The 22,270-nt window shown below is 63.2% G+C and carries 25 protein-coding genes; 11 read left to right on the top strand and 14 right to left on the bottom strand.

What is annotated here, in order from left to right:
- The first annotated feature begins 5 nt into the window (after positions 1–5).
- Genes AC1DPX_RS26400 through AC1DPX_RS26380 form a run of 5 tightly spaced genes read left to right on the top strand, consistent with a single transcriptional unit; the run spans position 6 to position 4,890 of the window.
- The gene (locus AC1DPX_RS26400; RefSeq protein WP_477240282.1) at positions 6–1,256 is read left to right on the top strand and encodes a vWA domain-containing protein; all 1,251 of its coding nucleotides are present in this window, start codon (positions 6–8) and stop codon (positions 1,254–1,256) included.
- Between the two features lie 45 nt (positions 1,257–1,301).
- The gene (locus AC1DPX_RS26395; protein ID WP_202354653.1) at positions 1,302–1,640 is read left to right on the top strand and encodes an XdhC family protein; all 339 of its coding nucleotides are present in this window, start codon (positions 1,302–1,304) and stop codon (positions 1,638–1,640) included.
- A 6-nt stretch (positions 1,641–1,646) separates the two neighbouring features.
- A complete protein-coding gene (locus AC1DPX_RS26390) occupies positions 1,647–2,351 on the top strand; it encodes an XdhC family protein (protein WP_477240280.1) in 705 nt (234 codons plus the stop codon).
- Positions 2,348–3,958, top strand: coding sequence for an NTP transferase domain-containing protein (locus AC1DPX_RS26385; protein ID WP_477240279.1), 1,611 nt, complete (start codon positions 2,348–2,350; stop codon positions 3,956–3,958). The genes AC1DPX_RS26390 and AC1DPX_RS26385 overlap by 4 nt, the downstream gene beginning before the upstream one ends.
- 32 nt (positions 3,959–3,990) lie before the next feature.
- Positions 3,991–4,890, top strand: a complete 900-nt coding sequence (locus AC1DPX_RS26380) for an alpha/beta hydrolase family protein (protein ID WP_477240277.1) — start codon at positions 3,991–3,993, stop codon at positions 4,888–4,890.
- Between the two features lie 12 nt (positions 4,891–4,902).
- Here AC1DPX_RS26380 and AC1DPX_RS26375 read toward each other — a convergent pair whose 3' ends face one another.
- Positions 4,903–5,949 (bottom strand): DUF1176 domain-containing protein, encoded by a 1,047-nt coding sequence (locus tag AC1DPX_RS26375; RefSeq protein ID WP_477240275.1) that lies wholly within the window; start codon positions 5,947–5,949, stop codon positions 4,903–4,905.
- Positions 5,950–6,089: 140 nt separating this feature from the next.
- On the opposite strand from AC1DPX_RS26375, the gene AC1DPX_RS26370 reads away from it, so the two are divergent.
- Complete coding sequence (locus AC1DPX_RS26370; RefSeq protein ID WP_477240273.1) at positions 6,090–6,596, top strand: DUF1993 domain-containing protein; 507 nt, start codon at positions 6,090–6,092, stop codon at positions 6,594–6,596.
- A gap of 55 nt (positions 6,597–6,651) precedes the next feature.
- On the opposite strand, the gene AC1DPX_RS26365 is transcribed toward AC1DPX_RS26370, so the two are convergent.
- A complete protein-coding gene (locus AC1DPX_RS26365) occupies positions 6,652–6,816 on the bottom strand; it encodes a hypothetical protein (protein ID WP_080511763.1) in 165 nt (54 codons plus the stop codon).
- Positions 6,817–7,200: 384 nt separating this feature from the next.
- On the opposite strand from AC1DPX_RS26365, the gene AC1DPX_RS26360 reads away from it, so the two are divergent.
- The 3 genes from AC1DPX_RS26360 (at position 7,201) to AC1DPX_RS26350 (ending at position 10,159) form a co-directional block, all read left to right on the top strand.
- Positions 7,201–7,665: a hypothetical protein gene (locus AC1DPX_RS26360; RefSeq protein WP_477240527.1), complete on the top strand. Its 465-nt coding sequence runs from the start codon at positions 7,201–7,203 to the stop codon at positions 7,663–7,665.
- Positions 7,666–7,777: 112 nt separating this feature from the next.
- Complete coding sequence (locus AC1DPX_RS26355) at positions 7,778–8,845, top strand: aldo/keto reductase (protein ID WP_202354647.1); 1,068 nt, start codon at positions 7,778–7,780, stop codon at positions 8,843–8,845.
- A 45-nt stretch (positions 8,846–8,890) separates the two neighbouring features.
- Complete coding sequence (locus AC1DPX_RS26350) at positions 8,891–10,159, top strand: cysteine desulfurase-like protein (protein WP_477240271.1); 1,269 nt, start codon at positions 8,891–8,893, stop codon at positions 10,157–10,159.
- A gap of 15 nt (positions 10,160–10,174) precedes the next feature.
- On the opposite strand, the gene AC1DPX_RS26345 is transcribed toward AC1DPX_RS26350, so the two are convergent.
- The 10 genes from AC1DPX_RS26345 to AC1DPX_RS26300 all read right to left on the bottom strand — a co-directional run bounded on the left by AC1DPX_RS26345 (position 10,175) and on the right by AC1DPX_RS26300 (position 19,150).
- Positions 10,175–11,203: a histone deacetylase family protein gene (locus AC1DPX_RS26345; protein ID WP_477240269.1), complete on the bottom strand. Its 1,029-nt coding sequence runs from the start codon at positions 11,201–11,203 to the stop codon at positions 10,175–10,177.
- A complete protein-coding gene (locus AC1DPX_RS26340) occupies positions 11,200–11,721 on the bottom strand; it encodes an N-acetyltransferase family protein (RefSeq protein WP_477240267.1) in 522 nt (173 codons plus the stop codon). Before AC1DPX_RS26340 ends, AC1DPX_RS26345 begins: the two co-directional genes overlap by 4 nt.
- A gap of 3 nt (positions 11,722–11,724) precedes the next feature.
- Positions 11,725–12,228 carry a 2-thiouracil desulfurase family protein gene (locus AC1DPX_RS26335; RefSeq protein WP_477240265.1) on the bottom strand — a complete coding sequence of 168 codons (504 nt, stop codon included), beginning with the start codon at positions 12,226–12,228 and terminating at the stop codon, positions 11,725–11,727.
- A 19-nt stretch (positions 12,229–12,247) separates the two neighbouring features.
- Positions 12,248–13,177, bottom strand: coding sequence for a 3,5-dioxohexanoate:acetyl-CoA acetone transferase (kce, locus tag AC1DPX_RS26330; protein ID WP_202354642.1), 930 nt, complete (start codon positions 13,175–13,177; stop codon positions 12,248–12,250).
- A gap of 4 nt (positions 13,178–13,181) precedes the next feature.
- Positions 13,182–14,567: an aminotransferase family protein gene (locus AC1DPX_RS26325; RefSeq protein ID WP_477240263.1), complete on the bottom strand. Its 1,386-nt coding sequence runs from the start codon at positions 14,565–14,567 to the stop codon at positions 13,182–13,184.
- A 1-nt stretch (position 14,568) separates the two neighbouring features.
- Positions 14,569–16,212, bottom strand: coding sequence for a N,N-dimethylformamidase beta subunit family domain-containing protein (locus AC1DPX_RS26320; protein WP_477240261.1), 1,644 nt, complete (start codon positions 16,210–16,212; stop codon positions 14,569–14,571).
- An 8-nt stretch (positions 16,213–16,220) separates the two neighbouring features.
- Complete coding sequence (locus AC1DPX_RS26315; protein ID WP_477240259.1) at positions 16,221–16,985, bottom strand: amino acid ABC transporter ATP-binding protein; 765 nt, start codon at positions 16,983–16,985, stop codon at positions 16,221–16,223.
- The gene (locus AC1DPX_RS26310; protein WP_477240257.1) at positions 16,982–17,641 is read right to left on the bottom strand and encodes an amino acid ABC transporter permease; all 660 of its coding nucleotides are present in this window, start codon (positions 17,639–17,641) and stop codon (positions 16,982–16,984) included. Before AC1DPX_RS26310 ends, AC1DPX_RS26315 begins: the two co-directional genes overlap by 4 nt.
- Positions 17,642–17,653: 12 nt before the next feature.
- Positions 17,654–18,301 carry an amino acid ABC transporter permease gene (locus AC1DPX_RS26305; protein WP_202354638.1) on the bottom strand — a complete coding sequence of 216 codons (648 nt, stop codon included), beginning with the start codon at positions 18,299–18,301 and terminating at the stop codon, positions 17,654–17,656.
- A 66-nt stretch (positions 18,302–18,367) separates the two neighbouring features.
- Entirely contained in the window at positions 18,368–19,150 is a 783-nt protein-coding gene (locus AC1DPX_RS26300; protein WP_477240255.1) for an ABC transporter substrate-binding protein, read from the bottom strand.
- Between the two features lie 137 nt (positions 19,151–19,287).
- Between AC1DPX_RS26300 and AC1DPX_RS26295 the strand changes: the two genes are divergently transcribed.
- Positions 19,288–20,247, top strand: coding sequence for a LysR family transcriptional regulator (locus AC1DPX_RS26295; RefSeq protein WP_477240253.1), 960 nt, complete (start codon positions 19,288–19,290; stop codon positions 20,245–20,247).
- A gap of 15 nt (positions 20,248–20,262) precedes the next feature.
- Here AC1DPX_RS26295 and AC1DPX_RS26290 read toward each other — a convergent pair whose 3' ends face one another.
- Entirely contained in the window at positions 20,263–20,679 is a 417-nt protein-coding gene (locus tag AC1DPX_RS26290) for an acyl-CoA thioesterase (RefSeq protein WP_477240251.1), read from the bottom strand.
- Between the two features lie 162 nt (positions 20,680–20,841).
- Here AC1DPX_RS26290 and AC1DPX_RS26285 point away from each other — a divergent pair, with 162 nt between their 5' ends.
- Positions 20,842–21,090: a ParB N-terminal domain-containing protein gene (locus AC1DPX_RS26285; RefSeq protein WP_023669061.1), complete on the top strand. Its 249-nt coding sequence runs from the start codon at positions 20,842–20,844 to the stop codon at positions 21,088–21,090.
- A 97-nt stretch (positions 21,091–21,187) separates the two neighbouring features.
- On the opposite strand, the gene AC1DPX_RS26280 is transcribed toward AC1DPX_RS26285, so the two are convergent.
- Positions 21,188–22,216 carry an isopenicillin N synthase family dioxygenase gene (locus AC1DPX_RS26280; RefSeq protein WP_477240249.1) on the bottom strand — a complete coding sequence of 343 codons (1,029 nt, stop codon included), beginning with the start codon at positions 22,214–22,216 and terminating at the stop codon, positions 21,188–21,190.
- Positions 22,217–22,270: the final 54 nt, after the last annotated feature.

Here is a 22,270-nt window from a genome sequence, read left to right as displayed (position 1 = left end):
CGGCAATGAACGCGCCGCGTCCCGACCCCAGAGAGGCGACCGCGGACGGACGCATCGCCGACAACATCGTCTATTTCGCACGCACCTTGCGCAAGGCAGGCATGCGGGTCGGGCCGGCCTCGGTCAAGGATGCCATCGAGGCGGTGCTGGCCGCCGGCATCGGCTCGCGTGACGATTTCTACTGGACGCTGCACGCGGTGCTGGTGTCCAGGCATGAGGATCACCCGGTCTTCGACGAGGCCTTCCGGCTGTTCTGGAAATCCCGCGAACTGATCGAGAAACTGCTGGCGATGTTTTCGCCGGTGGCGCCCGACTCCAAGGAGAAGCAGAAGCCTCGCGCGGCCGAGAACCGCGTCAGCCAGGCCATGTTCGAAGGCCATCAGAAGAACCAGCCACCGCAGGAAGTCCCTGAGATCGAGGTCGATGCCCGTTTCACCTTTTCCGGCAACGAAGTGCTGCGCGGCAAGGACTTTGCGCAGATGAACGCCGCCGAAATGGCCGACGCCAAGAAAGCCATCGCCGAACTGCGACTGCCTTTCGACATGGTGCGGACCAGGCGTTTCAAGGCCGACGCGCATGGCCGCCGCATCGACCCGCGCGCCATGATGCGCTCTGCAGCGCGCACCGGCGGCGAATTGATCCTGCCGAAATTCCGCTCGGCGCGCGAAGTCCATCCGCCTCTGGTGGTGCTGGCCGACATTTCCGGTTCGATGAGCCAGTACACGCGCATCTTCCTGCATTTCCTGCATGCGCTGACGGAAAAACGCCGCCGCGTACACACCTTCGTGTTCGGCACGCGGCTGACCAATCTCACCCGGCAGATGCGCCACCGCGATCCCGATGCCGCCCTTGCCGACTGCTCGGCGGCGGTCAAGGACTGGTCCGGCGGCACGCGCATCGGCGACACGCTGGCCGAGTTCAACCTGATATGGTCGCGGCGCGTGCTGGGCCAGGGCGCGGTCGTGCTTCTGATCACCGACGGGCTGGAGCGCGACGATGTCGCCGGCCTTTCCGAGGAGATGGAGCGGCTGCACAAATCCTGCCGGCGGCTGATCTGGTTGAACCCGTTGCTGCGCTTCGACGGTTTTCAGGCGCGCGCCCGCGGCGTCAAGGCGATGCTGCCGCATGTCGACGAATTCCGCTCGGTGCACAATCTCGATGCGCTCGCCGACCTTTGCGCCTCGCTGGACAAGAAATCGGCACAGTCCGTCGATCCGCGCCGATGGCTGGAAGCTGGCGCGAGGCACGCTGCGTAGCCATATGTTTATCCACCGCAAAAACAGACTCTGAGAGAAGCGATAATGGACGACAGCATCTATCTCGATGAGGCCCGCGACCCGCTGATCATCGCGGAAGGCTGGATGAAGGACGGCAAGGATGTCGCCATTGCCACCGTAGTCGAGACCTGGGGTTCGGCGCCGAGGCCGGTCGGCAGCCATCTGGTCATCGATGCCGACGGCAATTTCCACGGCTCGGTCTCGGGCGGCTGCGTCGAAGGTGCGGTGGTGAGCGAGGCGGTCGACGTCATCGGTTCAGGGAAAGCAAAAATGCTCGAATTCGGTGTCGCAGATGAAACCGCCTGGCAGGTCGGCCTGTCCTGCGGCGGCCGCATCAAGGTGTATGTCGAGCGGTTGGGCTGATCGCAGATGGATCCATACGCCCTTAAAACCTTGAATGCCGAACGACGCGCCCGCCGCGCGGCGATCCTGGTCACCGATCTCGGTGACGGCCGCGACCGCGTCGTGCGCGAGGGCGACCAGGTTGCGGGCGACCTTGGAGCCGCGATCGCCAGGGCGTTTCGGTCGGGCAATTCCGGTTCCGTCGAGGCGGAAGGGCGGACCTTCTTTCTCAACGCGCATCTGCCGCAACCGCGATTGTTGGTGATCGGCGCGGTCCATATCAGCCAGGCGCTGGCGCCGATGGCGAAAATCGCCGGCTATCCCGTCGAGATCATCGATCCACGCACGGCTTTTGCCACGCCGGACCGCTTCCCCGATGTCACATTGCATGCCGAGTGGCCGGAAGATGTGCTGAAGCGCCAGCCGCTCGACAGCTACACCGCACTTGCCGCCGTTACCCATGACCCGAAGATCGACGATTTCGCGCTGAAGGCCGCACTCGACGCCAACTGCTTCTATGTCGGCGCGCTCGGCAGCCGCAAGACACACGCCAAGCGCGTCGAGCGCCTGCTGGCGCTGGGCGCCAGTGCCGACCAGATCGCCCGCATCCATGCGCCGATCGGGCTCGATATCGGCGCCGCCAGTCCGGCCGAGATCGCCGTCGCCGTTCTCGCGCAGACCATCTACGCCTTCCGCTCGCGCGGCCTTGATCAAAAGGGCGCAGTGGCGTGAAGTTCGGTCCCATCCCCATTGAAACCGCCGAAGGCGCGGTGCTGGCGCATGCCACCACCGCCGGTGAAAAGCGTTTTCGCAAGGCGCACAGGCTGAGCGCGGAAGACGTCGAGACTCTTAAGCTGGCAGGCATCGCGCAGGTCGTTGCGGCCGTGCTGTCCCCGGATGATCTGGGCGAGGACGCCGCGGCGCAAACAATCGCCGAGAGCATGATTTTCAGCGGCATCGAGGCGCGGCCCGCCGCCACCGGCCGGGTCAATCTCCACGCCAAGGCATCGGGCATCTTCACGGTCGACGCGGCTGTCATCGACGCGATCAATGCCGTCGATCCCGCCATCACCCTTGCCACGTTGGCGCAGCACGCTCCGGTCGAAAAGGGTCAGATGGTGGCGACGGTGAAGATCATTCCCTTCGCGGTCGCCTCAAGCCTGGTCGACACTGTTAAGAAAATCTGCGCCGGCGGCGAGATCTTTGCCGTCAACGCCTATCAGCCGGTGCGTGTGGGTGTCATCCAGACGGTCCTACCGGGCATCAAGCCCAGCGTGCTCGACAAGACGCTGCGCGTCACCGAAGCGCGGCTGGCGCGCTCCGGAGGCAGGCTGACGGCGGAACGCCGCACGCCGCACGAGATCGCGCCTGTGGCACAGGCCGCCGCCTCGCTGGCGCGCGACAATGACCTGGTGGTGATCTTCGGCGCCTCCGCAATGAGCGATTTCGCCGATGTCGTTCCGGCGGCGATCGAGATGGCGGGCGGGACCGTCATCCGCGCTGGCATGCCGGTCGATCCCGGCAATCTTCTGGTGCTCGGCACGCTCGACGGCAAGCGCATCATCGGTGCGCCCGGCTGCGCCCGCAGTCCCAAGGAAAACGGCTTCGACTGGGTGCTCGACCGTCTGGTTGCCGGCCTCGACGTCACCGCGAAGGATATCGCCGGCATGGGGGTCGGCGGCCTGTTGATGGAAATCCCGACGCGGCCCCAGCCGCGCGAACCGCTGCCGGCCAAAAGCCGGCTCAAGGTGGAGATCGTGCTTCTGGCTGCGGGCCGGTCGAGCCGCATGGGCGGACCCAACAAGCTCATGGCGCTGTTCGACGGCAAGCCGCTGGTGCGCCGCACCGCCGAGCGCGCGCTCGCCTCGAAAGCGTCAGGTACGATCGTCGTCATCGGCCATCAGCGCGAGCGGGTGCGCGCGGCGATGGCGGGGCTGGATGTGACCTTCGCCGACAATCCCGATTTTGCCGATGGCCTGTCGACCTCGCTGAAGGCCGGTATTGCCTATCTGCCCGAAGACATTGCCGGCGCGATGATCGTTCTGGGAGATATGCCAGGAGTCGCGTCAGACGATCTCGACCGGCTGATCGATGCTTTCCGCAAGGCCGGAGGCAATTCCGTGGTCCGCGCCTCGCATCAGGGCAAACGCGGCAACCCGGTCCTCCTGCCGCGCGCGCTGTTCGCGGCCATCGCCCATCTCGAAGGCGATACCGGCGCACGCCATCTGGTCGAGGCCGAAGGGCTCGACGTCATCGATGTCGAGACCGGCGAGGGCGCCTCTGTCGATGTCGACACCCGCGAGGCGCTCGAAGGCGCCGGCGGCGTGCTGCAGGATTGACAAACCCCGGCCGAATTACGCAAGCCTGCGATATGGCTTTTCGTTTTCTTTCCTCACTTCACGGCTTTCTGGCCGCGGTATTTGTCCTTTGCCTTGCCGGCCAGGCCAATGCGCTGGAGCTAAAACCCTTCAAGGACGATCTCTTCGCTTATCCCGCGACATTGTCGAGCGGCGACGGCGGCGCCTACACCGTCATCGACTATCGCGAGATGCGCGACATCAATCAGCGCGATGAGGTGCCGGAAAAGCGCGTGCACCCGCAATACACCGACACCGGCGTGCGCAAGGTGCAGCAGGATCTGATGCTGAAGACCGATGCCGGCGATGTCAGGCATATCGCCGTCGGCAAGACGCAAGGTGCCGCCATCATCGTGCTCTATCTGCACGGGCAGGGCGGCAGCCGCAAGCAGGGCGTCGACGACTTCACCTTCGGCGGCAATTTCAACCGGCTCAAGAATTTGATGGCCGCCAATGGCGGGCTTTATCTCTCGCCGGATTTCCCCGATTTCGGCGACAAGGGTGCCGCCCAGGTCGCGGCGCTGATCGATCACTACGCCGAACAGTCGCCCGGCGCGAAAATCTTCGTCGCCTGCGGCTCGATGGGCGGCGCGCTGTGCTGGAACCTTGCCGCGCGCAACGATACCGGCCGGCGCATCGACGGGCTGCTGCTGCTCGGATCCTTATGGGACGAGAGTTTTCTCGCCAGTCCCGCCTTCAGGCGCCATGTCCCGGTGTTCTTCGGCCAGGGCAGCCATGACGTGGTCTTTCCCGTGGGTAACCAGGAAGCCTTCTTCCGCTCCATCATCGCTAGGTCGAAGGCCTATCCCTATCCGACCCGTTTCGTGCGCTTCGAGACCGGCACGCACGGCACGCCGATCCGCATGGTCGACTGGCGCGGCACGCTGAACTGGATGCTGTCGAAGGCGCCTTGACTCCCACGTTCTTCAAGGCGCGGTGTTGTAGTCGACGACCGTCTGCGGGTTCTCCTCGCCGTCATAGGACGCATCGACGTCGTACTGGACCAGCGAGAAATCGCCGTTGCGGAACAGATAGGTTCCCGAATCGGAGGCATCGCCGACGCCGCGCCACTTGTTGAAGGTGGTGATCGTATGGGCGTCCGCATCATAGTCGGAATTGACCGCCCAGCCGGTCGTCTCGAAGCCGACGATGCTCATACCCAGCAATTTGCCGTCGCTGTCATTGTTTTCGTAGCGGATGTCCATCTTCGGTTCGGCGAACTGCAATTGCCGCACTTCAGACAATTCATCGGTCATGTAATAGACCGAACTTTCATTGTAGGCCGCGGCCGAACAGGAGAAATGGAATAGCCGCGTTTCCTTGTCGGGATCGCCGGGCTGTGCATCCTTGTCCTTGTACTTGATCGAGAAGATCTCCGGTTCATCACCCAGGAACTGTTTGTCGCACTGGTCTCCATAAGTAGCCAGGAAGGCCTTCTTGACCTGCTCGAGTGCCGTATCCTTCTTCGGCGGCGGCGGACCGTCGCCGCAACTCGGCGGCAGCGCCTGCTCGAAATCGGCGGTTGAGGGTTTGAGCGCGCCTTTTTCGATGTGGATCGGATCGAAGGGCGGCGCGGCCTGGATCTGGGCATTCACCTGGCGCAGGGTGTAGCAGCCGGCGAAAACCTTTTCGCCGCCGCTCTTGTCGGTGGCGCGGATGGCGACCGGGACATTGTAGAAGATACTGCCGGCGGCACCTTCGTCCGAAATTGCGCCCGTCGCGACTTCCACCTTGTCGGTACCGTCATAGCCTTTGACGAAACTGTCGAAATCCTTAGCCGGCTTCGCATCACCGTAATAACCCCAGGCGCGGGCGAATTCGTGCCGGTTGATGGCGCTGTAGAGCGAGCGGATGACCGCTTCGGCGCTCGACCGGTCGTCGACATAGGGCGCTTCTGGCGTGTCGTCGGCGGCGAGCGCCGCTTGGCCAGCAAGGGAGAGAAAGGCAGTCGCTGCGAGAAGGGCGCGTCTCATCGGGAATCTCCGCTCGATAACGGAAATTCTACCACGGCGATTGCGGCGGCGCGGTGACGCGGAGCCCACGGCGCTTGAAGAATCGTGTGGGGAGGCGCTACGTCGCTGCGCCGGCGCTCAGACCGGACAGGAGATTTGACGTGACGATATCGATGTATGAGGCATCCGTGCCCGTGTTCTCAGCAAGGCTGAAAGCACTTTCCAATGTGCTGGCGGCTGCCGAACAGAATGCGCTTGACCGCAAGATCGACCCGCAGGTGTTTTTGACGGCGCGGCTTGCGCCCGACATGTTCGCTTTGACCCGGCAGGTGCAGATCGCCACCGACCATGCCAAGGGCGCGCCGTCGCGGCTGGCCGGTCGAGAAGTGCCGAAATACGAGGACAATGAGGCAAGCTTTGCCGAGCTCGAGGCGCGGATCGCCAAGACGCTGGCGCTTCTGGAGACATTTTCCGCCGCCGATATGGACGGTTCCGACGATAAGATGATCGAGCTGAAACTCGGCGGACGCGAGACGACATTGGCGGGCATGCAGTATCTGCTGCATGTGGCCATGCCCAATTTCTATTTCCACCTCACCACCGCTTACGACATCCTTCGCCACAATGGCGTGCCGCTCGGCAAGGCGACGTTCCTGGGATCGCGTTGACCGGCCGATGCCTTGAGATGTCCCGGATCGGTCCGGGACATCTCGCGAGGCGCATCTAGCGAATGGACATTTCGCGTGCGACGCGCGGAAAATCGGCGGGCTTGATGCCGATATCGGCGCGGTCGGCATTGCTCATCGAATGAAGCAGCGCGAGCGCCGCGCGGTATCTCAGATGTTCCTGCGGGCGCGGCCGGGCGAACATTTCCGTGAAGAAACCCATGATTCAGGCTCCTGGTTGGTCCTCCACACCAATCAATATAGATGAATCGTGACGATTGTGCAGTGCAGCATTTGCATGCCTGCTATGTCCGGACAATTTTCAAAAAATTTTTGCCGCCCGCTGAAACTTCCGCGCCGCACGAACCGTAGGCTTCGACGCTGGCTCATGGCCAGTTTTTCCTCGCCACTCCTGGCGAATTTCCGGGCTGCATGAAAATGCAGTCCGGCTTTTTATTTTGAGGGATCGGTCGCGATCTCGAATGGCTAAATTCATTAAGATCGGTGGTATGTATTTTTAACGAGCCGGTTCTATGGTCTGGAAACCTGACGGTCAGGCAAGGGGGAGGCTGACATCGCTACCAGCGCCAAGCGTGATTTCGCTTCGCTGCTCGACGACCTCTTCGTCGCCTCCGACAAGGGCGACGGCATCGAGGGCGGCGACGAGGCCGGCGCGCGTCCGTCCATTCCGTTCGACTATCTCTCGGTCGCCGATGAACTCCATTCCGGCCGCATCAAGGTATCCGCCGCCGAATATCGCGAGACCGGTGCTGATCTGGCGAGCGAATTCGCCGCCCTGCTCGAACACGCCAAGCTGGCGCTGGCTGCCGAGGACCCGAAGCCGGAGGAAAAACTGCCGCCGATCGATCCGGAATCGATCGCGGCCGAACTGGGACTGAACCAGCCCAAGAGCGCCGCCGATTTCGGCCGCATGCGCCGCAGCTTTGCTTTCACCAACCATCCCGATCGCGTCGCGCCGCATCTCCGCCAGCGCGCCATGATCCGCATGCAGGTGGCCAACATGCTGATCGACGAGGCCAAGCGCCGCGCCCTGGCCGGCGCACGCCGCTAGCCAACAGCTGGTTCACGCAAAAGTCGGCCTGGCGAGGCTTGGAGAGCGTCGTGGCTTTCCCTATACATGCAGCCTCCTTCCCGCGCAGACTTTCCCTCCGGAGCAGAATTCCATGCACAAACGCCGTCTCGGTCGGACCGATCTTCTTGTTACCCAGATCTGCCTTGGTTCGATGACCTGGGGCCAGCAGAACACCGAGGCCGAAGGTCACGCACAGATGGATCTGGCTTTTTCGCGCGGCGTCAATTTCATCGACACCGCCGAACTCTACCCGATCCCGCCCAAGGCGGAGACGCAGGGGCGGACCGAAAAGATCATCGGCAGCTGGATGAAGGCGAAGGGCAACCGTGACAAGGTGATTCTTGCCTCCAAGGTCGTCGGCCGCACCGCCAACTCCTGGTTTCGCGGCAACAGGCCGTCGCAACTGGTGCGCGCCGATATTTTTGACGCCGTCGACAAATCGCTGGCCAAGCTCGGCACGGACTATCTCGACCTCTACCAGATCCACTGGCCGGAACGGGATATCCCCTGGGGTGCCAACCCGACGCGCATCGGCGCCGTGGCGCGCCGGCCCGATGCCGACGGCGCGCCGGCCAACGAAACACCGATCGCCGAGACCCTTTCAGTGTTCGACGAACTGGTGAAGGCAGGAAAGATCCGTCATTTCGGCCTGTCGAACGAGAGTTCCTGGGGCCTCATGCGGTTCCTGGCCGAGGCCGACAAAGGCATTGGCCCCCGCGTTGCGTCGATCCAGAACGCCTACAATCTCGTCAATCGCACCTTCGAGGTGAACCTTGCGGAGGTCTGCGAGCGCGAACAGGTGTCGTTGCTTCCCTATTCGCCGCTGGCGCAGGGTTACCTCTCAGGCAAATACGACCATGGTGCCCGCCCGCAGGGCTCGCGCTCGCAGCTGTTCAATCGTGGCCAGCGCTACGAGACGCCGAATGCAGCCGAAGTGCTGCTCGAATACAATGAACTGGCGCGCTCATTCGGCATGGAGCCGGCGCTGTTTGCCAACGCCTATGTGTCGAGCCGGCCCTTCGTCACCTCGAACATCATCGGCGCGACGACCATTGCGCAGCTCGAAATGGCTTTATCTTCGGTGGATGTGGTCTGGACCGAGGAGATGCAGAAGGCGGTGGATGCGATCCACCAGCGGGTCGGCAATCCCTGTCCCTGATCCGCGGGGATAGAATTACCAAGGAATAACAGAGAGGTGGAGAGAATGGTGGATTTCCCGATCGAGGTCGTGCGTGGACAATTTCCAGCGCTCTCCCTGACCGACAAGGGCCGCCGTCGCATCTATCTCGACAACCCTGCCGGCACGCAGGTGCCGCAGGCGGTGGCCGATGCGGTGTCGCATTGCCTGCTCACCACCAATGCCAATCTCGGCGGCTATTTCGAAACGACGGTCGCGGCTCAATCTGTCGTCGACGAGGCGCATCAGGCGATGGCCGATTTTCTTGGAGCGGCGAGCCCGCAGGAAATCATCATCGGCGCCAACATGACGACGCTGACCTATCACATGTCGCGCACGCTTGGCCGCACGCTGAAACCGGGCGACGAGCTCATCCTCACCCGCATGGACCATGAGGGCAATGTCTCGCCCTGGCTGCAACTGGCCGAGGATTTGGGCCTCGTGGTGCGCTGGCYGTCGTTCGACGAAAAGAGCTGGCAGGTTGAGGAGGCGACGCTGATCGGTTTGCTGTCCGACAAGACACGGCTGGTCGCGTTGAATTATGCCTCGAACCTCACCGGCTCGATCAACCGGGTCAGGTCCCTGACCGCCATCGCAAAACAGGCCGGCGCCCTGGTCTATGTCGACGCCGTGCAGTTCGCCCCGCATGGCCTGATCGACGTGCAGGAGCTCGGCTGCGATTTCCTGATCTGCTCGGCGTACAAATTCTTCGGCCCGCATATGGGCATCTTGTGGGGGCGGCTGGATATCATCGAGGGCCTGAAGCCCTACAAATGCCGTTGCTCTTCGAATAGCCTGCCGGAGCGCTTCGAGCTTGGCACGCCGCAGATCGAGCTGATGGCCGGCCTCACGGCTGCGGTCGACTACTTCGCCGAACTGGGTGCTGCGGCGGGCGAGGGTGGTTCGCGCAGGCTGAAGATCGCCAAGGCGTTCGAAGTCGCGATAGCCTATGAAAACCCGCTGGCGCAAAGGCTGATCGATGGCCTGTCCGACATTCCGGGCCTGACCATCCACGGCATCACTGATCCGAAACGGCTCGCAGATCGTGTGCCGACGGTCTCCTTCACCGTCGACGGCATCGTTCCCGAGACGATCGTGCGGCAGATGAACGCCGAGAACATCTTCCTGTGGTCCGGCCACAACTACGCCTGGGAGATCGTCCACCAGCTCGGCATTCCGGCCGATCAAGGCGTCGTGCGCATCGGCATTGCCCATTACAACACGGCGGCTGAGATCGACGAGACGCTGGAGAGCGTGCAGCGGGTTATCGCCATGCTCAGGCAGCAGCGCTCCTGACGATAGCTTTGACCTTCAGCGCGCCTTGCCGCCGAAACCGGTGAGGAAAGCGGTGAGGTTCTCGCCCAGTGCGTCGCAGAGATAGCCGCCTTCCTGGACGATGACCGTCGGCAGGCCGAGTTTGCCAATCGCCTCGCCAATGCGCGAGAAGCCGGGCGTCGTCACCGAAAGCCCTCCGAACGGATCGCCTTCGAACGCATCAAGACCGAGCGCCACCACCAGCGCATCGGGCGAGAAGGCGCGGATCCGCTGGAACGCCACCTCAAGCGCTTCCAGAAACGCCGCGTCGGCGGATTTACGCGGCAGCGGCAGGTTGAAATTGTAGCCAAGGCCCGGGCCTTCGCCACGCTCGTCGGCATGACCCCAGAAGAACGGATAGAACCGCACCGGATCGGCATGCAGCGAAACGGTGAGTACGTCGGGCCGCGCGTAGAAGATGCCTTGTGTGCCGTTGCCGTGGTGCAGGTCGACATCGAGGATCGCCACCCGCGCCACCTGCTTGCGCAGCACCTGCGCCGCAACAGCCGAATTGTTGATGAAGCAGAAGCCGCCGGCGACATCGGCAAAGGCATGGTGGCCAGGCGGGCGGCACAGCGCATAGGCGGCCGATGCTCCCGCCATCACCGTTTCGGCGGCTTCGACCGCGCTCCAGGCGCTCCACAGCGCGCTTTGCCAGGTCTCCCCCGAGATGGGACAGGCGGTATCGGCCATGTGATAGCCGGCCTGGCCGACGGCGGATGCGGGATAAGAGCCGCTGCGCGCGATCGGGTGGATGTTGGGGATCACTTCGGCCGAAGCGCCATCGATCCGCTGCCAGCGCTCGAAAATGTGCTCGAGGAAGTCGAGATATTCGGGCGTGTGCACCGCCGAGACCGGGCCGAGCCCATGATTGCGTGGCCGCTCGATCGTGCAGCCCGCAGATTTTGCGCCGGCTAACAGTCTCTCGACGCGCTCGGGCTTTTCCGGGTTCGGCTGCGCCGCTCCACTGGAAAGAAACGCCTTGGGGTCGTGGCGTTTCTGCTCCTCGGCGTAAAAGGCTTTCATTCTTGCTCCTCGGGCGCGTCGGCGAAGGCGAAAAAGGCCTCGCCGATGATCTTCTGCGTTTGTTCGTAACTCGACCAGGCAATGCCCAGCCTCTCGTAAAAGGCCTTGGCGCCTTCATTGTCGGTGTCCACCGACAGTCTGAGATAGACGCCGCCATCCTTCCGGCACTCTGCCGCGACACGCCGCAGCAGCCGCTCGCCGATCTTCCGGCCACGGAACCGGTCCTCGACATAGAGGTCCTGCACATAGACGCCGGGCCGTCCCATCCAGGTCGAAAAGATCGGGAAATGCAGGCACAGACCGGCGAATTCGCCGTCCACCTCGGCGATCAGGGTCGAGAAGGCAGGCTTTTCGCCAAAGCCGTAGCGGCGGATATCATCCGATGTGGACGTGATCTCCTGATGCGCGCCGATATGGGTGCCGAGTTCGAGAAGCGCGGCGTGGATGGTATCGGCGTCTTCAATGGTGCCGGGACGGATGACGGTATCGCTGGTCGCGGTCTGGTTCTTGTCTGCCATGGATCAGGCCGCGTTTTCGGCTGAGCCGGGCTTGGTCAGGAGATCGTCAAGGTCGCCGATATCGTCTTCCGAAAAGACGCGAATGCCATTGGCTTCCAACAGAGCGGTGGTCGTGCCGCGACCGGCTACGCGCTTGCCGGAAAAACTGCCGTCATAGACGAAACTGCTGCCGCAGGACGGACTGCCGTCGGTCAGAACCGCATAGCGGCATCCTGTTTCCCGGGCGAGGTCGAGCGCGAGCTGCCCGGCTTCGAGATAGAGTGCGGTCACATCGCCTCCCGTCTGCTCGACCACGCGACCCTGGCCCTGGAGCACAGCGTCGGCCGTGCCGTGAATTTCAGCCGCAGGGCGCGGCGTGGAGAAACCTGCGGCAACCTCCGGACAGATTTGCACGACGCGTCCTTCCGCCTGCCAACGTGTCAGGACCGGATGGCCGTTCAGGCGATAGGAGCCGTTATAGCGGACATGGCTGCCGAGCAGGCAGGCGGAGACGAGAACCCTTTCCATATCAGCTCCTCCCTCGCTTCTAGAAAGCCACCCTGTCGCCACCCTTCAGCGCCAGCATCTGACGCGCCTCGGCCGGCGTGGCAACCTCCAGTGACAGGCCATCGAGAATGCCACGGATACGGCGCACCTGGTCGGCATTGGATTTCGCCAGCTGGCGGCCATCGTAGAGACTGTCTTCCAGGCCGACACGGACATTGCCGCCCATCGCCGCGGCGATCGAGATCAGCGGCATCTGCTGGCGGCCGGCAGCGAGCACCGAGAACTGGTAGCTGTCGCCGAACAATTTGTCGGCGATGCGCTTCATGTGGATGAGATTGTCCGGATCGGCGCCGATGCCGCCCAGAATGCCGAGCACGAACTGGATGAACAGCGGTCCCGACACCAGCCCGCGGTCGCGGAAATGCGCCAGTGAATAGAGGTGGCCGACATCGTAGCATTCGAATTCGAAGCGCGTGCCGCACCCCTTGCCCAGCCTTTCAAGCACGCCTTCCATATCGGCGAAAGTGTTCTTGAAGATGGTGTCGCGCGTGGCTTCGAGCAGCTTCGGCTCCCACTCGTGCTGCCATTCGCGTGGCTTGTCGAGCATCGGAAACAGCGCAAAATTCATCGAGCCCATGTTGAGCGAGCACATTTCTGGCTCCGCCCGCAAGGGGGCTGCCAATCGCTGGTCCAGCGTCATCAAGGAAGAGCCGCCGGTGGTGATGTTGATCACCGCATCGCTCGCTTGCTTGATACGCGGCAGGAACTGCATGAAGACGTCGGGATCGGCGGTCGGCCGGCCATCCCTGGGGTCCCGTGCATGCAGATGCAGGATCGAGGCGCCGGCTTCGGCCGCGGCGATGGCATCCGAAGCGATCTGGTCCGGCGTCACCGGCAGGTAGGGCGACATCGATGGCGTGTGCACCGAGCCGGTGACGGCGCAGGTGATGATGACTTTTCGCGGCGCCATTCCTTTACCCCCGGCCTTCGACCGGCAGGTCGAGTTCTGACGCCAGGGCCTCCAGCGAGTCACCGATGATGGAAATGATCTCGCCGAGCTGTTCGCTGGTGACGATCATCGGTGGCGCGACCATGAAATTGTCGCCGTCGACGCCGCCTTTGACGCGGCGGCCATAGATGATCAGCCCGCGCTCATAGGCGAGGTCGAGCAGCCGCTGAGTGGCTTTCTTGCCCTGGTCGATCGGCCGCAGCGTCTCGGGATCGCCGACCATTTCGGCGCCGGTCAGCAGGCCCTTGCCGCGCACGTCGGCGATGAACGGAAAGCGCTTCGCCAGCCCCTTCAGCCCGTCCATCAGCACGTCGCCCATGGCGGCCGCATTGGTAATCAGGTCGAGCCGGTCCATTTCGCCAACCACGGCAAGGCCGGCGGCGCAGGCCAGCGGATTGCCGGCATAGGTATGGCCATGCTGGAAGCCGCCGGAGGCGAGCAGCGGCTGCACCAGCCGCATCGGCGCGGCCAGCGCGCCGAGCGGCGCATAGCCAGAGCCCAACCCCTTCGACAGCGCGACGATGTCCGGCTTGCAGTTCCAGTGGTCGCCGCCGAGGAATTTGCCTGTGCGGCCGGCGCCGCTCATGACTTCATCGTGGATAAGCAGGATACCGTAGCGGTCGCAGATCTCGCGGATGCGCGCATAGTAGCTGTCCGGCGCGACAAGGGCCGCGGTCGCGGCACCGCCAATCGGTTCCATGATGAAGGCCACGACACTTTCCGGCCCTTCGGCAAGAATCTTCTCTTCCAGCATGTCGGCATAGCGGACGCCGCGCTGTTCCATCGAAAGATTGTCGCGGTCGCGCCAGGCGGTCGGCGCCGGCACGGTTGGCATCACCCGCATCATCGGCTCAAAAGTCTCGGACAGCGCGTCGTCGCCGGTGATCGACAGCGAACCCAGTGTGCCGCCATGATAGGAGGGAAACCGCGTGATCACCTTCCAGCGGCTGGCCTGACCGGTGGCGACAGCCCATTGTCGCGCCAGCTTGATGCAGGATTCCGTCGCCTCCGAGCCGCCCGAGACGAAGAAGATGCGGTCCATGCCTTCCGGCAGCTTTCCGGCCAGTTCCCGCGCGAGTTCTTCCGCCGGCTCGTTCTCGAAATGCAGCCGGTAGGCGAAGGTGGCACGGTCCATCTGGCGCTTCATGGCGTCGAGAACATTGCGGTTGGAATGGCCGATATTGGCGACCATCGGCCCGCTCGAGCCGTCGATGAAGCGGCGGCCGTCCTGCGTCCACATATAGATGCCCTCGGCGCGGTCGATCAGCGGCCGGCGCAGGCTGGACAAATAGAACAGATGCGATTCTCGGCGCGCCTCGGTGACTTGAGCGGCGGTCTGGATCTTCGACATGTCAGGACTTTCCAAGGTAGCGATCGAGAACATTCTGCGTGACGCGTTCGACCATCGGGTCTTGTCTTAGCAGGCCGGCCACCCATTCGCAGCTTCCGGCGTGGAACACCTCGCCCTTGCCGCGCGGGAAATTGACGATCATGCCATTGCCGCGTTTGACTTTTTCAAGATTGGCATCGCTTGCCTCGCCAAACAGCGTCTCGGCGGTGAAGCGACCGTCCTCATCGGTGAGGAACTGGTCCTCGATCGGAATGTCGGCGCTCTCCTCGACCTGGGACGCCATGCCGACGGCCAGAACCTGCAAGCCGTCCGGCGCGCCGCTGGTCGCGGTGGGATAGGGCAGGCCGCCACGGATTTCGAAGTCGAGCCCGTCGACCTCGTAGCCATAGACATGGCTCTCGGCGCCGAGCAAGTCGCCATAGTAGATGCCGGTGCCGGCAAAGGCCCAGTGTTCCGGCCGGTAGACCGGAAAGCCACGCACGCCGCGCGGCGCGCAGCCGCCCCAGCCGGCATAGACGCCGCGCGTGGCGTTGAGGCCGAAGGTCGACGAGCCAGACCGGCCGATTTCCGGCGCTTCCCAGGAATTGGTGGCGCGGGTGACGTCGCCGCCTTGGAGATAGGCGGGATCCTCCTTGCGCGCGCGGTATTTGTAGCAGACCTGCCGACGACCCTCGTCCTCCAGCCGCGTCTGCCACATGAAATTACCGGCAAAGCGCGCCGCATGGCCGCCGCGCTCGACGTAGCTGTCGACTGCGTCGCGCATTTCCCAGGTCCAGTATTCGTCATGGCCGACGAAGACCGCGCAGTCATAGCCGTCGAGAATGTCGGGCGAGAAATGCAGGTCATGCTGGCTCGCCAGATCGACTTCGTAGCCGGCCCGTTCGGCGAACCGGAAGAAGTGGCTGTCATAGCTCGCCCAGCCGGACGAGGCGTATTTCTTCGAATGGCCGGTGGCCAGCGCCCATTCCATGTGGGGGTAGCGTGGCACCGTCTTTGGCGGCACGGCGACCTCCAGCGGCACGCGCGGCGCATTCTTGGGCAGCACGACGAAGCCACGACACCAGGGGCGTTGCGTCGACACGATGGGCGAATACTGATTGCGGTCGGGACCGGTGATGCCCTGATAGTGGTTGGAGCCGCCCCAGGTGTTGTAGGCAAGCCAGGTGCCCGTCGCCGCCACCTGCAGCACGCGGCCTGGCTTCCTGCCTGGCTGCGGAGAGACGATGAAAAGGTGGTGGCTGTGGATCGGCTTGCCGTCGCGCCCGTCTGCGGTCAACGTCACCCGGTAGGCGCCGGACGGCCAGTCGCTGCCGACACGGAATTCGAACGACGCTTCCCAACCGCAGCCCTCGGCCGAGCACTGGTCCGGACTGTCCTGCCAGCGCGACGCAATGCCCGATTTCTCGAACACCTTGGTCTCGGCGTCTCCGTCGCGGATAATCGTCATGCCGAAGGACGGAGCCGTCGAACTGACATGCAGTGTCACTGTCTCGCCGGCGCGATAGGAAAACCGGTCGCTGTAGCACCAGATCTCGCCGCGCTCGCCGTCCATGCCTGGCCACTCGTAATAGTGGCCGCGCACCGCGTGGCGGCGCTGCTCGGCCGTCAGTCCGAAATCGGGGAATTCCGTAGGCAATCTGGTCATCATCGTACTCAGGCGGAAAGATATTTCTTGAGAAAGCCGCGGGTGCGTTCCTTCTGTGGCGCGCGGAAAATGTCGGCCGGCGGGCCTTCCTCGACGACCACGCCGCCATCCATGAACAGCACCCTGTCGGCCACCTCACCGGCAAAGCGCATTTCATGCGTTACGATGAGCATGGTCATGTGTTCGGCGGCAAGCTGTTTCATCACCGCGTTGACTTCGTCGACCAGTTCCGGGTCGAGCGCCGAGGTGGCCTCGTCGAACAGCATCACCTTGGGCTGCATGGCCAGCGCACGCGCAATCGCTACGCGCTGCTTCTGGCCGCCCGAAAGCCTGGAGGGATAGGCGTCGATCTTGTCGGCGAGTCCGACCTTGGACAAAAGCCCATGCGCCAAAACCCGGGCCTCGCCTTTCGCCATGCCTTTCAGGATCACCGGCCCCATGGTGATGTTCTCGATGACGGTGAGGTGCGGGAACAGATTGAAGTGCTGGAACACCATGCCCATCTGCTGGCGCACCCTGTTGATGTGCCTTTCGAAAGCCTGGCCGCGAAGCGGCTGGTTGACCTGCATGCCATCCAGCCAGACTTCGCCACCGTTCAACGTCTCAAGATGGTTGACCGAGCGCAGCAGCGTGCTCTTGCCGGAGCCGCTCGGCCCGATGATCGCCACGATCTGCCCACGCTCGACCGACAAATCTATGCCCTTCAGGACCTCGACGGCGCCAAAGGATTTGCGTGCACCACGAACCTCGACCATCGGCTGCCGCAAGCTCATCGGGAAACCTCCACATTGCGTTCGAAGCGACGCAGACCCGCTTCGAGCACGAGATTGAGAACGTAGTAGAGCGCGGCGGCCGTGATGTAGAACTCAAAGGGGCGGAAGGTTTCGCTGATCGCCAGCTGGGCCGAATGGACCAACTCAGCGATACCGATGACCGAGACGATGGAGGATTCCTTCAACAGCGCGATCAGGTTGCCGCCGATCGGCGGAGCCGTGTTGCGGATGGCTTGCGGTATCACGACGTAGCGCAGCGTCTGCCACTTGCCGAAGCCGATGCTGCGCGCACCCTCGGTCTGGCCGACATCGACCGCCACGATGCCGGCGCGGATGACATCGGCATTGTAGACGGCGAAATGCAGGCCAAGCCCGACGATGCCGGCGGCGAGCGCCGGGATGTCTATGCCGACCTGTACCAGGCCGAAATAGATCAGGAACAGTTGCAGCAAGAGCGGCGTGCCCATGAACAGCCACGTGAAGGCGCGCACGGGATAGGCGAGGATTGCCGGGGCATAGAGCACGATGACGGCAAACAGTATGCCGAAGACGAAGCTCAACCCTCCAGCTGAGACGGTCAGCACGGCGGTCCACCACGCACCTGTCAACAGCAGGTCCCAATAGGGCGCGACGACGGTAAAATCGAGACTTTGCATCGCGCTCTCCGATCAGACGATTGCAAAGCGCTTGTCGAGAAAATCGACGATGCTGGCGACGGCGTAGACCATGACCATGTAGAGCAGAGCCGCGACGCCAAAGATCTCGAACGGCTTGTAGGTCGAGCCGATGAAGCGTTGGGCGGTGTAGGTCAGCTCCACAACGGAGATGGTGGACACCAATGCCGAGCCCTTCAGCAGCGCGACCGTATTGACGCCAAGCGGCCGGATCATCAGGCGTGCTGCCTGCGGCAGAACGACCTTGCGCAAGGTCTGCAAACGGCTGAAGCCGATCGTGCGGGCAGCCTCGGTCTGGCCCCGGTCGACCGCCACCACGGCGCCGCGGATCGATTCGGCCATATAGGCGCCGATGTTGAGGCCAAGCCCGATCACGCCCGCTGAGAACGGATCCAGATTGATGCCGATCTGCGGACCGCCGAAATAGAGTACGAAGAGCTGGATGAGGCAGGGCGTGCCGCGAAACAGGCTGACATAGGCCGTGCCAACGGCACGCAGGATCGCGGACCTCGACATCCTGGCGGCCGCGGCCAGGGCAGCCGCAAGCAGGCCGAGAACCAGGGCCAGCACTGTCAGTTCCAGCGTCACCAGCGCGGCTTCCACGAAGAACGGGAAGACGCGGCTCATCAAGGAGAAATCCATGGGGATAGCCCGGCAGAAATGGCTTTTGGACTCAGGCGAATTTGCGTCGCCCGAGGCCTCAGGAAATTAGCGGATGTCGCTGCCGACCCACTGCTTGGAGATCTTCTCGTAGGTGCCGTCGGCCATCATGCCGTCCAGTGCCTTCTGCATGGCCGCCTTGAGCTCCGGATTGTCCTTGCGGATGGCGATGCCGATGGCGACGCTGCCGCCCTCGATGTTGGGTGTGTCGAGCTTGCGCACCTTCTCGCCGGTTTCCTTGACGGCGACCATGACCGGAATGTTGTCGACGACGATGGCGTCGACACGGCCCGCTTTCAACTCCAGCAGCAGTTCCGGCAGGCCCTTATAGGTGCGGACATCCCAGCCAGCCTGTTCGCGCGCCCATTTCTCATGCGTCTCGCCGAGCGTTACGCCGAGCGTCTTGCCCTTGAGCTCGTCGAGGCTCTGCACCTTGGAATCCTGGTTCACGAACACCGCACGGCCGGCACGGTAGTAGGGGCCGACGAAATCGACCACTTTCTCGCGCTCGGGTGTGATCGTCATCGAGCCGACCACGGTGTCGTATTTGTTGGCCAGCAGCCCGGCGATGATGCCGTCCCAGGCCGTGGTGATGATGGTGCCCTTGACGCCGATGCGTTCGGCAATGGCCTTGCCGATGTCGGCGTCGAAGCCAACGACTTGGTTCTGGTCGTTGACGAAGTTGAACGGCGGATACTGCCCGCTCATGGAAATCTTCAGTTCGCCCGCCGCCTTGATCTTCTCGAGATCGTCGGCCTGCGCCGAAACGGCGGTGAAGGCCGACGCGAGCAGCAGCGCCGCGACCGCAATGCTGGAAAATAGTCTGTTCATCTGAATTCCTGGTCCTCTGGATGGAGCGCGAAGGCTTGTTCTTGGGAGGCGTTGGGGCGCTCTCCTGAGGCCGAGGATTGCCTTTGCGATAGCATTGCGCAAATAGATAATGGAAATAAGGAGCATAGATTTCAGGAATGGCTTTGCCGCGCCCCGAACGTCTGGTCTGGGACCTCGACTGGAACCTTCTGCGGACGTTCGTCGTCATCGCGGAGGTGAAGAGCATCACCCGTGCCGCCGAGCGCCTCAACCTCAAGCAGCCGAGCGTCAGCAACGCCTTGCGGCGCCTGGAGGACAGGGTTGGCCGCCGGCTGGTCGAGCGCGACGCGACACGCTTCGAACTCACCGAGGTTGGGCGGCTGATCTATGAGCAGAGCGTCGAGGTCTTCGGCTCGATATCGCAGCTGCCGCTTTTGATGCGGGGGATTAGCGACGACGTTACCGGCCACGTCATGATAGCCACCGCGAGCCACGTCGTCTCACCACTGTTCGATCGGGCGCTGGCGGAGTTTCATCGCAATTATCCGCGCGCCAGCATCACCATTTCGGTTTCGGCAAGCACCGAAGTCGCCAAGCAGGTGCGGGAACGCCGTGCCTCCTTCGGCATCTGCCTCGTCAGCCAGCGCGACCCGGCGCTGGACTATGCGATGGTCTACCGCGAATTCTTCGGCTTCTTCTGCGGCCCACAGCACAGGCTCTACGGGAAAACCGGACTGACGCTTGACGATCTGCGGGGCGAGCCTTCGGTCTCCTTCCAGACCGACCATATTTCGGACGCGTTGCGGCCGGTTGCCCTGCTGCGCAGCGAAGCCCGGCTGAATGCCGATGTCGTGGGCGTGTCCTCCAGCCTGGAGGAGGTGCGGCGCATGATCATCGCTGGGCTCGGCATCGGGCCGCTGCCCCTGCATGTGGCGCAACGCGACGTGGCCGATGGCACGCTGTGGCGGCTGCCGCCCTACGACGCGCCGCCGGCCATCGATATTTTCCTGCTCACCAATCCCGACAAGGCGATGAACCGCGCCGAAAAGGCGCTGCTGTCCGGGCTGCAGGCGCTGATCGACGAGACGCCGTTCGAGGAGCGGATCTACAATGGTTGACCAGCCGCGGCTGATCTACTCGACGAGATAGGCCGCAGCACGGCCGCGCATCGGCTCATCCAGCGCCACCGAGACACGCGCGGCAAGGTCGAAGCGCACGCTGGTCGTCCGGCTCGATGCATGGACGATGCCGTCGAGCGATCCCGACATCACCTGTTCGAAGGTAATGGATGTTCGCCCGATCTTCACCACATGCGAGCGGATGGTCAGCAGCGATCCGGCTCTCGTTTCATGGCGATAGTCGATTTCGGTGCGCACATCGGCCCATCCGGTTGCCGAGGCCTGGCTGCCGTCCTGTCCGGCGATATGGCCAAGAATCTGGAAACTGGCATCGTCGAACATCGCCGCATAGTGGCGCACATTCATGTGACCCATCACATCGCACATCCAGGGATGCGCGACACCGACAAAGGTGACGAGAGATTTGCTCATGGAGTTCCGCGCCTTCGTTGAAGATCGCGAGACGCCATATCGAAATGCGCGACGACAGGCAAACCGGCGGCTCGGGCTTGGTATTCGTTGACCGCGCTCTTGGCCGCACAAGGCAAAGCGACTATCTCAGGCGAGGCGGTATTCTCCGCCTTGGGAACCAGAATGCTCAGAGTGCAGAAGGTCAAGGTCGACGAGATCTACGTGCCAACGGCGCGCAAGAAGACATTGCACCCCGAAACCGTCCGGCATCTGGCCGAGGATATTCTGGAAAACGGCATGAAGACGCCGATCCAGGTCCGCCACGACGGCAAGCGCCACATCCTGGTCGAAGGCCTGCATCGGCTGGAGGCGGCTAAGTGGCTCGGCGAGACCGAGATCGACGCCTATCTGGTGCAAGCCAAGCGTCATTGACGCGAGTTGGTTCGCGGTTCTCATCGCAATGGTCTCCAGAATTTGTTGCCGGGTTTGTCGGGTTGTGTTCCGTCGGCTCGTCCGATCGCGCCTGGGCTCAGGAAGCGTTGGCGCGGCGTGGCAGGCGCAAATGCTTGATGCCGCTCATCTCGACGAAATTCGTCGCGGACTCCCAGAGATAGTCGCCGTAGAGAAACGGCTCGAAGGGATCGGCGCCGCTCAGTGGCAAGGGCGCGATCTCGGCATCGACACGCGGTTCGTAGAAAAACGGGATTGAGAACCGTGCTGTCTTCGGTGCGATCACCCGGTGACGCGTCGCCCGCACACGCCCGCCGGACCAGCGCTCCAGCAACTGGCCGAAATTGACCGCCAGCGTGCCGTTGGCGGGCGGCACGTCGATCCATTCGCCGGCGAGGTTCTTGGCCTGCAGGCCTTCGACGCCGTCCTGCGCCAGCAAGGTGACGAAACCGGAATCGGCATGCTCGCGGCCGATGATCGTACGTGTCTCGCCCTTGTGGACGACTGAGAAGTCAGGCCCGGAGATGTCGATGCCGGCATTGGCGTCACGCAAGGGATAGCGGATCAGGCGCAGCGTCGAAATGCCGTGCTCGAAATAAGGGTCGAAGATCGTTTCCGGCAGGCCAAGCCCGCGCGCGATCGACCGCATCAGTGCGTTGCCTACCATCTCCATTGCTCGATAATAGTCCGCTGCCGCCATACGCCAGCCGGGCAAGGCGTCCTCGGCCGGCAAGGGCGTCGGCTCGCACAACGGATCGTCGGATAGCGAAACATGCGCCGCCGCGGCGATATCCGGGCCCATGTCGATGCCTTCCTTGTAGGAAACGGCCGTCGGCTGCTGCGGAAACCAGCCACGATAGACGTTCTTCCTGGTGCGGTCGAAATTCCAGCGCAGCAATTTCTGCTTCTCGGCATCCGGAAGGGCGAAGATGCGTAGCAATCGCGCTCTGTTGTCCRGCGTCAGCCAGGCGTCGCCGGGAAAGTCCCGGACCGCCATGAAGCCGATGCCCGAGGCGGCGGCCATGATGCTGGCGTCGGCGCGGTCGCGACCGGGCGAGGGCGGCCCGAACAGATGCGCAATGCCGATGGTCTCGATGTCTTGCGTCATGGCTGAAATTCCGCCCATCACGGTAATCGATGGCGTTGTATCAAAGCTTTTCAA

It is taken from the genome of Mesorhizobium sp. 01N446, from assembly GCF_056399285.1.
The sequence above is the reverse complement of the archived record's forward strand: the minus strand, read 5'-3'. Positions and strand labels throughout refer to the sequence as shown.